The organism is Trinickia sp. Z7 (genome assembly GCF_056498045.1).
The window spans coordinates 222693-235476 of sequence record NZ_JAUEQW010000002.1 but is presented as its reverse complement, the minus strand read 5'-3'; the positions used below and the strand labels follow the sequence as shown (position 1 = coordinate 235476).

The following is a 12784-nucleotide window of genomic DNA, read 5'->3' as shown; positions in this document are numbered from 1 at the left end:
AGTCACTTGCGCTCGGGTGCATTGGCAGGGGCTGCGCCCGATGCGTGCGCCAAGGCGCGGTAGCGTTCCTGCCACTTGCGCAAATCTCCGTTCCATTCGGGCGCTAGCTTGATCAATTGCGTGGCCGAAGCCTTACCGAAGGACATTTGCGCGTCCGCCAATGCGCGGATTTCGTTCTTCTCGGCCGGTGAGGCGAGAAATGCGGAAAATGCCGGCAAGTCGCGTGCGAACTCCTTGTCGACGCGATCGATCGCGTCGCCTTCCGTGGCCGCGGCCATGCTCATGACCATCGGCGCGACCGCGCCGCCGCTCGCGTCGCCGCCCGCTCGGACGGCATCGCGCTGCCATTGCACCATCAGCAAGGTCTGACGCGACATGAGCAAGAGGGAGGCACGACGTTTGACGACATCGGGCGGGGCGGCGGCGGGCGGGTTGACGCCGCCGTTGCGATCGCCTAGCGCCTGGATGTTTTGCATGGCGGCAAATTCGATCGCCGTCAAACGGTTTTGAAATGCCTGGAAACGGTGACCCGTTTCAGTGGCGTAAAAACCGATCAAGAAGTCTGCATCGCCATGCGACAAGCGTCTCGCATAGCTGTTCGCCAGTGCATCCCGGTACAGCCGCTGCAATTGCGGCTCCACGTGCTGGATCCGGTATTCGCGGCGTCGAGCGCAATCGTGCTCGATCATTCGTTGCATAGGCTGCCAGCGCGGGTCCGTTTCGTTCCAATGCGGATTGCTCGGATCGAGGGCGCGGATGTTTTGCGCAACGCAACGGGAGATCTCGGTCGCTGCGTCGGCGCCGGCATCGGCGGGAACGGTGCCGGGCACGGGCTTCAATTGCTGGCCCGCCAACAAGCTTTCGATTTGCGTGGCATCGGCCGCGGATGCCGCCTTCGGCGCATCGACCACCACGCGGGCGAGAGGCGCTCGCACCGAGAACGGGCGCACAGCCAACGGCGGCGCCGGTTGTGCGGCGGCATACAGTCCCAACAAAGCGACCCCGGCTCCGATCAATGCGATGCGACGAGCCATGGCGCTGCCCCATTGCGTTCGTCTTTCTTGTCGTTGGAAACACGGCGCGCAGAGCGGCCGGTCAGGCTCGTAGACGGTCTTCTCGAGCCGTGCCCATCGATTGTGACGAGGCTGGGATGCGCTTGTCTGAGCGGTGACGCACCATCACCATGAGTTAGACGACGCTTCAGTGGTGCGCGAGCTTGAACTCCCCGACCGCATGGGCGAGCTTCGACGCTTCTTCACGCAATAGCGCGGCCGCCGCGGTCGACTGCTCGACCAGCGCCGCGTTTTGCTGCGTCGTGTGATCGAGCTGCGCGAGGGCCTGGTTCACCTGCCCCAGCCCGGTGCTCTGCTCGCTAGCGGCGACCGTGATCTCGCCGATCACGCCCGAGATGCTGCGCACGCTGTCGACGATCTCGGTCATCGTCGCGCCGGCCGTTTGCACGAGCGCCGATCCTTCCCCGATCTTTTCGACGGAGGAGTGAATGAGTTCCTTGATCTCTTTGGCGGCCTGCGCGCTACGCTGCGCGAGCGCGCGGACCTCGGCGGCCACGACGGCGAAACCGCGCCCGTGCTCGCTCGCCCGTGCCGCTTCCACTGCTGCGTTGAGCGCAAGGATATTCGTCTGGAAGGCGATGCCGTCGATCACGCCAATGATGTCGGCGATCTTATCCGAAGCCTTCGTGATTTCTTCCATCGTCGAAACGACATCGCCCACGACTTGACCCCCGCGCGTCGCGACCGTCGAGGCGGACGCGGCGAGCTGGCTCACTTGCGTGACCGCATCTGCCGAGTTGCGCGCGGTGCCGGCGATTTCCTCCAGCGCCGCGGCAGTCTCCTGCAAGCTAGACGCCGCGTGCTCCGTGCGGCTCGATAGGTTCTGATTGCCCTGAGCGATCTCGGCGCTGGCAACGTTGACCGATTCGCTGCTTACGCGGATCTGCAGCAGGATCGCGCTGACTTTTTCCGCAAAGAGATTGAACGCGTGTGCGATCTGAGCAGCTTCGTCTTTGCCTGCGGCAGGCAATCGGGTCGAGAGATCGCCGCTGCCGCTCGCGACGTCGATCAATGCGTCGCGCACGCGCAGCACGCGTTTGAAAGCCGCGTTGGTCAGCGCACCCACGAGTGCGGCGGCGATCAGCGCAACCAGAATGATGGCGACGAGGGTCGTCGTTGCAACGGCGCGCATCCCCGCCGTCACGTCGGACTTGTCCAGCGCAAGCACCAGCGACCAATCGGTGCCCGTGATGGGCTGCGCGCGCAGTAGTTTAGCGGCGCCGTCGATGTCGACCGTAGCCGTATTAGCCCCGGACTTCAGCCCTTCGAGCGTCTCCGGTGTCAACGCCGGCGAGAGTTCGGTGGCCGGCTTCATGATGAGATCGGTTTTGGCCGACGCGATAATGCGGCCGGCCTTGTCGACCAGAAATGCGAAGCTCGATGGCGTGGGATGCACCGATGTCACGATGCTGCTCACACTTTCCATGTAGAGACTGGCCGCCATGACCGCCTTCACGGCGCCATCGCGGACGATCGGCACGGCGAACGCGAAGGCGGGCTTTCCGTTCGACGCGTCTTTGTACAGCGCCGTGACGACCAATTGCTGGGCGGCAACCGCTTGCTTGTACCAGGGCCGCGCGGTCGGATCGTACCCGGGTGCGAGCGGCACGTTGGAGAACGCGGTTTTATCCGGCAACCCGAGCGTCATCACCTCGAAACCGCCCGATTTCGCCAGCAGCTTCAGCGCCGGCAGCGGATCGCCTTCGCCGATTGCGATCGTATCGGCCAGTGCTTGAGTTTGTCTTGCGCGGTCGGAGATCCATTCATCGATCGCAAGCGAATGCCCCGTCAAGATCGACATCAAGTTCTGCTCGATCGCCTCGTCGTTGTGGTGCTTGACGACGGTGTAGACGAGGCCTCCCGTCACAGCCAGGGCTGTCGCCACGATGGCGACGCAAGCCGCCAGGATACGTCCGCGAATCGATGCCAGCATAGGTCCGAGTCTCTCTTGGTTAGCAGCAGGGGGACGCACTCTCCGCCTCCTCCGGGTCCCAGCTGTCAGGAATAGAGTTGGATGGCGACCATCTCATCCGGTGTTATCGGCGCGGGGAGCCTTGACTTTAGGCCGGGAGACCGGCAGCGCTCGCTGCTGCGTTGCGTGGCCTACAACGCACAGAGTTCGGCTGAACGGCGAATGGGGCGTTTGCTTAATGGGCATCAAGGCAGCGCCCACCACTTCGGCGGCAGGCGCCGTACTTCGGCGCGCCGATAGCGGTCGTCGATCAAATGCAAGACGCCAACGTCCGTCTCGGTGCGAATGACGCGCCCGGCCGCCTGCACGACTTTTTGTAAGCCAGGGTACAAGTAGACGTAGTCGTAGCCGCTGCCGAACTTGGCCTCCATCGTGCGGCGCATTTGTTCGTTGACTTCGTTCACTTGCGGCAGGCCCAAGGTGGCGACGAACGCGCCGATCAACTGTTCGCCTGCCAGATCGACGCCCTCGGAGAACGCGCCGCCCAGCACCGCCAAGCCGATCCCGCGCTCGGCCGCGCGAAATCGGGCGAGGAAGGCATCGCGCGCCGCTTCGTCCATGCCGGGCGCTTGCACCCATAGGGGGATGTCCGGGTGCCGTTCTTGCATGAGCGTGAAAACGCGTTGAACGTAGTCGAAGCTACTCAAAAAACCTAAGTAATTTCCGGGGCGGTCGGCATACTGCCGCGCCATCAGATCGGCAATGGGCGACAGCGAGCGTTCGCGATCGCGCCAGCGCGTGGAGATGTGCGCCGCAATATGGACTTTCAATTGCTGCGGGCGAAAAGGACCGTCGACGTTCATGAATGCGGCGCGCTCGGGTAAGCCGAGCATGTCGCGATAAAAATGCTCCGGTGCGAACGTGCCGGAAAACATGACCGTCGTATGCGCCTGTGCGTGGCGCGGCGCGAGAAACGGCGCCGGCACGACGTTGCGCACGCACAGCGTCGATCGAGGCTTTGTGCGGCGCGCTGCGGCTTGCGTGCTCAAGCGCACGTCGAAGATCGAATGCTCGGCGAATTGTTCGGACAGCGAAACGAAATGCATGGCGTCGAAGAACACGCGCATCAGCGCGTCGTCGATCGAAAGCGGCGCGTCGGCCAGATGATCGGTGACGGCGCCGATCAGATTCTGCGCGGCGGACAATACCCGCGACGGCACCTCGGCATACGCAAGATACGCGTCCGTTTGCGTCCGGTTGAGCGCGTTCCATTCGCGCTGCAAGCGTTGCAGCGGTTGCTTGAGCCCCTGCGGCGCGCTCTTTGCCGCGGCTTTGAACGCAGCTTGGTCGATCGATGCTGAGTACATCTTGCGGGCGCGCTCGAGCAGGTTATGCGCTTCGTCGACGAGCACCGCGACACGCCATTGATTGATGCGCGCGAGCGCGTACAGCAGCGCGCTGCCGTCGTAGTAATAGTTGTAGTCGCCCACGACCACGTCGCACCATCGCGCTAGCTCTTGCGCCAAGTAGTAAGGGCACACGCCATGCGCGAGCGCCGCTTCACGCACCGTCTCGCGATCGAGGCGGCGCTGGGCGAGCGCCTGTTCGCGCGCGCCGGCGAGCCGATCGTAAAAGCCGCGTGCGAGCGGGCAGGATTGCCCGTGGCAAGCTTTGTCCGGATGTTCGCAGGCCTTGTCGCGCGCGACGAGTTCGAGCGTGCGCAATGGCACTTCGGCGGCCTGCGCGGCGGCGTGCCGATGCAGCGACTCGATGGCGTCGAGCGCGAGCGCGCGGCCTGGCGTCTTTGCCGTGAGAAAGAAAATTCGTTCAATATGCCCTTGCCCGCAGGCCTTGAGGGCGGGAAACAACGTTGCGAGCGTTTTGCCGATGCCGGTCGGAGCTTGCGCCATCAATGCGCTTGCGCCACGTGCGGCACGGTACACCGCCACCGCGAGCTCGCGCTGCCCGCTGCGAAATGCGCCGTGCGGAAATTGCATTGCTTCGAGCGCGGCATTGCGTGCATCCCGGTGTGCGCTTTCGCGCGCGGCCCAACGGAGGAATCGTTCGCATTGCTCGGCGAAGAAACGGTGGAGTGCGGGCGCATCGTACGATTGCGCGAGGACGGTTTCCTTGCGCGTGCCGATGTCGAAATAGACGAGCGCCACATCCAACTGCGCGAGCCCTCTTGCTTGGCACAGCAAATGGCCGTATACGAGCGCTTGCGCCCAATGCAGCGCACGGTGATTGTCGGGCATCGCATCGAGCGTACCGCGATAGGTCTTGATTTCTTCGAGCCGGTTTGCCTTTGGATCGTAGCCGTCGGCGCGGCCGCGCACGGTCAGCTCGCCGTGGGCGCCGCTCAGTGTCAGCTCTGACTCGTAGCCGGCGGCGCGGCGGGACGTGACGAACGCGTGACCTTCGATGCCCTCCAACGCCGTGGGCGAGGGCGTGAAGCGAAGATCGAGGTCGCCGCGCTTGGCCGTGAACTCGCACAGCGTTCGCACTGCTACGACGTACGTCATGCCGCGGCCATCACCGTGGCAACGCCGGCCCCTTGAGCCCAGCGGACATCGAGCACGCGCACCGGCATGCCGTGTGCAATGCAAAAGCGCAGCCAGCGCGTTTGATTGTCTTGCAGCTTGTCGCCCGGCCCTTTGACTTCGATGAACTCGTAGCGTTGCTCGGCGGGCCAAAAGCGGACGAGGTCGGGCAGGCCCGAGCGGTTTTCTCGGATGTCCTCGAGCAACCGTGTGAACCACAGTTTCAAGTGCGCGGCGGGCAAGCAGTCGAGGGCGAGATCGACGAGTTGGGGCGTCAGCATCGACCAAAATACGAACGGCGATTGCCGCCCGGCCTTCGCTTCGAAGTGATGCCGGATCGTGGCCCGATAGCCACCGTTATCGAGTTGCGAAAGGCAGCGGCCGAACTCGTGCGCGCGGCGCGAGAGGAAATCGGGCGCGTGCAGATCGGCCGGGCCGCGTTGAAACGGATGGAAGAACGCGCCCGGCACGGGGGCAAATACGGCTTCCCAGCACAGCAGCCCGAACAGCGAATTGACGAGGCCGTTTTCGACGTAAAAGACAGGGGCCGCTTCCGTGCTCAAATGATCGCGCGCCACGTACTCCACTGAAAACGGTGCGTCGGGGTAGGGCAGCACGAGCGTTTCGCGCTCGATTGCATGTTCGCGCGCGGGGCGCCGTGCAGGCAGTCCCATTGCTTTGTGCAGCCTCGGCAGCATGCGCGCGACGCGCTGACGTTCGGCTTCGCTTTCCGGTTCGTGCAGCGCTCGCTTCGCCAAATCGAGCGCTTGGGCGCAGCGCCCGTCGCGTTCCAGCACGCGTATTCGGCGATGCCGCGCGCCGGGCCATTCGCTGCCCGCGTAGGCATCGAGCGCAAGCGGCCAGCGAGCGAGTCGTTCGGCATGCTGGCCGATGCGAAACAGCAGCTTGGCGCGCCGCGTCTCGAGCCACGGGTTGTCGATGTCGATGGCCCGAGCCGCCGCGAGCAAGCGGACCATGCTCTCTTCATCGAGGAGCGGATCGAGTGCTGCGCGACACGCATGGAGCGCGAGATAGGCGTCGATATCGGCGCGCCGGCGAAACGCGCGAGCCGACGCGGGAAAAGGCACGGATTCGTATTGGAAGATGCCCAAATCGGCGAGCACGAACTCCGACCAGTCTTGGTGGAGGTTGCCGAAGAACATCAACCGCAGGCGCTCGCAAAGGGCATCGATCGTCGTGCGCAACGCGGCGTCGGATTCGGTTGCGGCCGCGTCCCATTCGCCGTAGCGGCGCGGCTCGGGATGCGTCTCGCGCAACGCTTCCAGCCAGGCCGCTTTACGCGCGTGCTTGCTACCCGATGCGCATGGAAACATGCGGGACAACTCGGGGCGCGTGGCGAGCGAGAACAGTTCGTCGATGGTCACCGGTGCGTCGGCCTCGACCCAACCGAGCGTGGCCAAAGGCGCCGCGGCTTCGAGCGCGCATCCGATCTCTTCGTATACGAGCCGGCTTGCGCGAAAGAGCGGCCCTTGCCGCATCAGCATGCGCACGAGCAACGCGCGCGAAGACTGGGGCAACTGGGTGAAATTTCGCAGAAACGCGTGCTCGTGAGTGTCGAGCAAGTCCTCGTAGCGCTCGGCGATCCAGGCCAGCGCACGCTCGAAGTTCGACAAGTAGTAGGGGGACGGAGCGGGGGGCGACACGACGGTTTCACGGGCACTGTATAAATATACAGGAATAATAGCAAATTCACGCCCACGGGCGGTGGTTCGAGCCGGTAGATTGAATCCGCGCTGCGGGGCAAGCGCGGCGATAATGGCCGACGGCCCGCTACGCGGGCTCTTGCTTTGTTTTGTTCAACTTGTTTGGAGCCGTATGGCTACGTCGACTCGCATCGTTCGCTTTTTGCGCAACCGCCCGCGCATTTTCGCCGCTGCCGTACTGGGTGTCGTGGCGTATTTGATCGAGCCTTGGCATTTGAGGCCAATCCAGCGGGCGCTGCTCGCGTGGGACATCGGCATGTGGATGTATCTCGCGATGATATGGGCCCTCATGGCTCGGGCGAGCCCGGAAGACGTGCAGCGCGTGGCCGAGCGCGAGGACGAGGGCGCGACGGCCGTATTGGCGATCATCACGGTCGCGGCCATTGCGAGTTTGGTGGCGATCGTCGTCGAGCTATCGGCCGCGAAGGGGCTGGGGGCGGCTCAAGCGAGCATCAACTACTCGTTGACGGGCGCAACGATGATCGGGACTTGGCTGCTGATTCCGACCGTGTTCACCCTGCAGTACGCCCGCTATTACCACCAGGCGGGAAAGGACGAAGCATCGCTGAAATTTCCGGAGCCTTCCCAGCCGCTGGATTACTGGGACTTCCTGTACTTCTCGTTCACGATCGCGGTGGCATCGCAGACCTCCGATGTTTCGCTGTGCTCGCGTCGCGCTAGACGCACGGCATTGGCGCAATCGATTTTGTCGTTTTTCTTCAATGCCGCCGTGGTGGGGCTTTCGGTGAATATAGCGGCGGGGCTGCTCGGGTCTTGAGGGGCAATCCTTCAACGCGGGCGACGCCTTTGGAGGCGGCCGATGGGTGTTGCGGCTGTGACGTTGGAGGGCCGGGCGGCGATCCCGATGCGCGTGCGAATGCATCTGGGATGCTCGTCCGGCCATCGGCCCGAATGCATCTTGGACGAAGAAGAAACGGGCCGGTGCGAGATCAGGGCCGTGACCCGGTCAGCCCGCCCCGCGCATTCATGGGTTCACCGCATCCGCGGCGTCTCCCGCGCACGCAGATCGAACACGAGCACTTCCGCCGAGTCGCCGTCGGTGAGCGTCAACGCCGTCTCATCGCGCAGCTTCGCGCCGTCGCCTGCGTTCAACCTGATGCCGTTGAGCGTCACCTCGCCGCGCGCCACGTGCACGTATGCGTAACGGCCGCTCGGCAGCGATAGCGACACCGCTTCGTCACCATCGAGCTGCGCGGCGTACACGCGCGCATCCTGCCGCAGCGCAAGCGAGGAAGCCGCACCGTCAGGCGAAAGCATGAGGCGCAGCTTCCCGCGTTTCTCTTGCGGCTCCACATGCATTTGCTGATAGCGAGGCTGCGCCCCCAGCGCCGATTCGGAAGGAAGAATCCAAATCTGCAGGAAATGCACCGGGTCATCTGGCGACGGGTTGTATTCGCTGTGCGCGACGCCCGTGCCGGCGCTCATCAACTGCACGTCGCCCGGCACGATCGTCGAACCGTTGCCCATCGAATCGCGGTGTTCGAGCGCGCCCTCGAGCACATACGAGAAGATCTCCATGTCGCGATGCGGGTGGCGGCCGAAGCCTTGGCCCGCGGCGACCCGATCGTCGTTGATGACGAGCAGGTCGGAGAAGCCCGTTTGCTCCGGGTCGAAGTAGTTGGCGAACGAAAACGTGTGCCGTGAACTGAGCCATCCATGCTCGGCAACGCCGCGGTCAGCCGCTTTTCTGATGTCGATCATTATCGTTTCTCCGAAACGTTAGGACGCCGAACCAATAGATACATGCCAGCGTCGATGACTAAGAAGTCTAGGCCAATGCACCGTCCGCAAGAAGGCTCACAGGACGCACTCACCGTCTCATGGGTGGGATAATCGCATTCGCGCTGCCGATGGATCGAGTGCTCCGATGGGCCGCGCTCGCCGTTTCGTCGGCCGCTTCCGGCCCAGTCCCTCCTTATGCACGCCCCCTCTTCTCGGGCGGTTTGGGCGCGCCGATGGCGGTCGGCGCCCGCTCGGCCAGATAGCGCCAAAGCCGCTCGGCGACGGGCCCGTGAGGCCGGTCGGCGCGGCGCGCGATGACGACGTGCTCGCTCGCACCCGGCAAATGACGGCCGGCCAACGAGCGCAGCCGGTCGCGCAGCAGATCCTCTTCGATCAGATAGCGCGGTAGATGTCCCCAGCCAAGCCCTTGCAGGATGACGTCGCGTTTCATCGATTGATCGGCGACGGTGCACTGAGCGGCGCCTTCGATCACGAAATAGTTGCGCGCCGGCGTATGGCGCGCGGTATCTCGCATGACGCATTGCGTCAGTTCCCGTAAATGCTCGGGCTTGACGGCGCGCGGCAGTCCCGGCGGCAACAACGCCGGGGCGATCACGGGGACGAGCGCGACTTTGCAGATATCGATCCATTCGATCCGAGGATCGGCTTTGTCGACGGGGTGGACGATCAAATCGGCATCGCCGTCGAGCAAGCGCTCCTGCGGGCCGGCCACGGCTTCCAAGTACAGATGCAGGCGCGTGCCCGGGCACGCTCTGAAGAAGCGGGCGAGCAGTTCGAGCGTCCGTTGCCTCGGGCACAAGTCGCCGATCACGACGTGCAACTCGCTTTCTTCCCCCATCGCCAACTGCGTGGCGTAGGTGCGCAGCCCCTCGCATTCGCTCAGCAAAGTTTGCGCTTTGCGGTGCAGCGCGCGGCCTTCTGCGGTCATGCGCACGCGGTAGCCGCTGCGATCGAGCAAGGCGAGCCCCAACTGCCGCTCGAGCCTTGCCACCGCTGCGAAGACGGCCGGATGCGACCGGTGCAATGCGGTGGCAGCCGCTTGAAATCCGCCTGCGCGGACGACGGCGTCGAAGCACTGCAGGTCGTGCAGTGTGAATTCGTTCATGGCAATAAGGCTCCGGTCGAAGCTCGCGCTTCAGGATGGCGCGCAGCGCTAGCTGCCGAAAGGCCGCTTCTGGATCGCGGCGCGTGACGAGCCGTTTGCATGGCGCGGCAAGCTGACCACCAAACGGCGGCATTACAAAGAATATCAAAACTTTGTAATGTCTTTTCGGACAGGGGACACCTACGATCCCAATACCGAATCGAGTGATTCGACTCACGAGGAGAAAAGCTTCATGCAAGACCTATCGTTCTTCACCACCGGCGACGGTGTGCGCATCGCATATCGCTTCGATGGACCAGAAGGCGCGCCGGTGCTGATGCTGTCCAATTCGATCGCGACGTCGTTGCATATGTGGGACGGCGTGATGCCCCATTTCGCCGAGCGGTTTCGCGTGTTGCGTTACGACACGCGGGGCAATGGCGCGTCGCAAGCGCCTGCCGGGGCCTATTCGCTGGATCGACTCGGGCGCGACGTCATCGAACTGCTGGACGCGCTCGGTCTCGAACGGGTGCATTTCCTGGGATTGTCGCTTGGCGGGTTCATCGGCCAATGGCTGGGCGTGCATGCGCCGGAGCGCATCGATCGGCTCGTGCTGAGCAATACGTCCGCCCATCTCGGACCGCCCGAGCAATTCGATCGCCGCATTGTGGAGCTCGCGCACGATGTCGAGATGATCGAGACGGCCGAAGGGTTCATTCGAAACTGGTTTCCGGCACGCATGGTGGATGCGCGCCTACCCGTGGTCGAGGCGTTTCGGAACATGGTGCTGCAAACGCCGGCGCAAGGGCTGGCCGGAAGCTTTGCAGCGGTGCGCGACGCCGATTTGCGGCCCGTCATCAAGCTCGTGAGGCGGCCCACGCTGGTCATCGCGGGGGAACACGACACGGTCACGGCCGCCAGCCACGGTGAAGCGATCGCCGCGGCCATACCCGGCGCACGATATCTCGTGCTGCCGTGCGTCCACCTGCCGAACGTCGAAGCGGAACGCGCGTTCGTCGACGCGGTGTCAGGGTTTCTCGCTCGAGGCGGGTCGAGCGTGCACGATTAGGCTGCGCGGGGGGCCGAGTGACGCTCGGCCTGAGCCGCGACGTCCGCGCGAAGCGGCAGTGCGGCAACGGCTCGGCCGGCGTCACGCCAGGCGTCGATGCCGCCCTTGAGCGGCAATACATCGCGAAAGCCCGCCTCCACCAGCTTTTTCGCCATCCACGCGGCGGACACTTCGTTCGGGCACGAGCAATAGATCACGAGCTTTTGATCGGGGGGATAAGCGGCAATGATCTCGTCGAGCCGCCGTTCGTCCGCCAATTGCGCGCCCGGGATCACATAGGGCTCGAGTTGCCGTTTTTCATCGGAGCGAATGTCGAGCACGACCGGGGCCGGTTCGCCCGACAGCAACGCATGCAACTCGTCGACGGCGATACGGGCGTCGACGAGTTTGGTTTTGAGCGCGCGCCGCCGCAGCCAGCGATAGCCCGCGTAAGCGGCCAACAGGGCCGCGACGACGAACAAGCTGCGGGGACCCAAGCGGTTGACGGCGCCGAGCAGCCAATCGACTTGGCGCGAGACCATGACGCCCACGGCTAAGCCGAGCGTCGCCCAGATCGCTGCGCCGATGCCGTCGTGCGCGACGAACGCGCGATACGGGACGCCCACTGCGCCGGCCATCGGCACGGACAACAGCGACAATCCCGGCACGAGCTTGGAGACGGTCAGCACACGCACCCCCCAGCGGCCGAAAAAGCGCTCGGTTTTCTTCACGCAGGTATCGCGCGAGAGCGAGAGGCGGCAGAGTGTCTTGAGGGTGGCGCCGCCGTAGTGGCGGCCCGCGAAGAACCAAACGCTATCGCCCGCGACCGACGCGCACACCGCGAGCACGAGCACCGGCAGCAGTTGCTCGCCGATCGAAGCGGGGTGCAACGCGGCCATGGCGCCGAATGCAATGAGCGTCGGCATGGCGGGCACAGGCAGCCCCAGCGCCGCCGCCAGCGTATTGACGAAGACCAGGGCGGGGCCGTAGCGCGCGACTAGATCGTGGAGCATGGGGTTTTCCTCGCGGTGAGCGACCGCTGGTACACGGTACTCGCGAATTATGCCGCGATCGATGCGTCGTTGCGCGTGAAGCGAGAGCGGACGGCGGGGCGCCCTGCCGCGCGGAGCGAGGTCGCCGGGGCGGCCCGAGAAACGCAGAGCGCGCAAGAAACGCAAAACCGGCTTGTCGTCGCGATGACGAAGCAAGCCGGTTTCGCTTCGATACGGGGAAGATGCCTCAGATCGACCTTTGCGGCCAGCGCACCACCGTTGCGCGCCGCGTCACAGCGGCTCAACTCAATTGCCGAAATACAGCGACTTGGCGCCGGCCGTTTGCAGCGGCACGCCCGAGGCCGACGAACCGGCGTGGACGCCGCCTACCGCTTGGCTGTTGCCGTTTTGCGCATCGACGCGCGCTTGGATCGTTTGCGCATCCGTGGGGTAGTACGGGTCGTTGCTGAAGCTGCGCGGGCCGCCGGCTTGCTCGAATTGCACGAGTTCGGCCTTGACTTGCGCGCGGCTCACCGGGGCGCTCGATTGGGCAAAGACGGCAACCGGAGCGGTCAGAGCGGCGGCGATGACGACGGATTGAATGAGGGATTTCATGATAACGACCTCCAAAGTTTGTTTGTCCTGGC

10 protein-coding genes are annotated in these 12784 nt (G+C 64.3%); 2 read left to right on the top strand and 8 right to left on the bottom strand.

Annotation, left to right across the window (positions count from 1 at the left end; translation table 11 throughout):
• Positions 1-2 precede the first annotated feature (2 nt).
• From QQS38_RS05110 to QQS38_RS05095, 4 genes are all read right to left on the bottom strand, one after another.
• Positions 3-1034 carry a DUF2059 domain-containing protein gene (locus QQS38_RS05110; protein WP_479644287.1) on the bottom strand — a complete coding sequence of 344 codons (1032 nt, stop codon included), beginning with the start codon at positions 1032-1034 and terminating at the stop codon, positions 3-5.
• A 166-nt stretch (positions 1035-1200) separates the two neighbouring features.
• Positions 1201-3006, bottom strand: coding sequence for a methyl-accepting chemotaxis protein (locus QQS38_RS05105; RefSeq protein ID WP_479644286.1), 1806 nt, complete (start codon positions 3004-3006; stop codon positions 1201-1203).
• A gap of 224 nt (positions 3007-3230) precedes the next feature.
• Complete coding sequence (locus QQS38_RS05100; RefSeq protein WP_479644285.1) at positions 3231-5507, bottom strand: ATP-dependent DNA helicase; 2277 nt, start codon at positions 5505-5507, stop codon at positions 3231-3233.
• A complete protein-coding gene (locus QQS38_RS05095) occupies positions 5504-7189 on the bottom strand; it encodes a VRR-NUC domain-containing protein (protein WP_479644284.1) in 1686 nt (561 codons plus the stop codon). The genes QQS38_RS05100 and QQS38_RS05095 overlap by 4 nt, the downstream gene beginning before the upstream one ends.
• Before the next feature lie 172 nt (positions 7190-7361).
• Between QQS38_RS05095 and QQS38_RS05090 the strand changes: the two genes are divergently transcribed.
• Entirely contained in the window at positions 7362-8027 is a 666-nt protein-coding gene (locus QQS38_RS05090) for a DUF1345 domain-containing protein (protein WP_479644283.1), read from the top strand.
• A 215-nt stretch (positions 8028-8242) separates the two neighbouring features.
• Here the strand turns inward: QQS38_RS05090 and QQS38_RS05085 are convergent, their stop codons facing one another.
• Together QQS38_RS05085 and QQS38_RS05080 are read right to left on the bottom strand one after the other, a co-directional pair.
• Positions 8243-8971, bottom strand: a complete 729-nt coding sequence (locus QQS38_RS05085) for a pirin family protein (RefSeq protein ID WP_479644282.1) — start codon at positions 8969-8971, stop codon at positions 8243-8245.
• A gap of 214 nt (positions 8972-9185) precedes the next feature.
• Entirely contained in the window at positions 9186-10118 is a 933-nt protein-coding gene (locus QQS38_RS05080; protein WP_479644281.1) for a LysR family transcriptional regulator, read from the bottom strand.
• A 232-nt stretch (positions 10119-10350) separates the two neighbouring features.
• Between QQS38_RS05080 and QQS38_RS05075 the strand changes: the two genes are divergently transcribed.
• The gene (locus QQS38_RS05075; RefSeq protein WP_479644280.1) at positions 10351-11166 is read left to right on the top strand and encodes an alpha/beta fold hydrolase; all 816 of its coding nucleotides are present in this window, start codon (positions 10351-10353) and stop codon (positions 11164-11166) included.
• Here the strand turns inward: QQS38_RS05075 and QQS38_RS05070 are convergent.
• Both QQS38_RS05070 and QQS38_RS05065 read right to left on the bottom strand, forming a co-directional pair.
• A complete protein-coding gene (locus QQS38_RS05070; RefSeq protein WP_479644279.1) occupies positions 11163-12158 on the bottom strand; it encodes a DedA family protein/thiosulfate sulfurtransferase GlpE in 996 nt (331 codons plus the stop codon). The genes QQS38_RS05075 and QQS38_RS05070 overlap by 4 nt on opposite strands.
• Positions 12159-12443: 285 nt before the next feature.
• On the bottom strand, positions 12444-12752 hold the full coding sequence (locus QQS38_RS05065; RefSeq protein WP_479644278.1) for a DUF4148 domain-containing protein: 309 nt from the start codon (positions 12750-12752) through the stop codon (positions 12444-12446).
• Positions 12753-12784 lie beyond the last annotated feature (32 nt).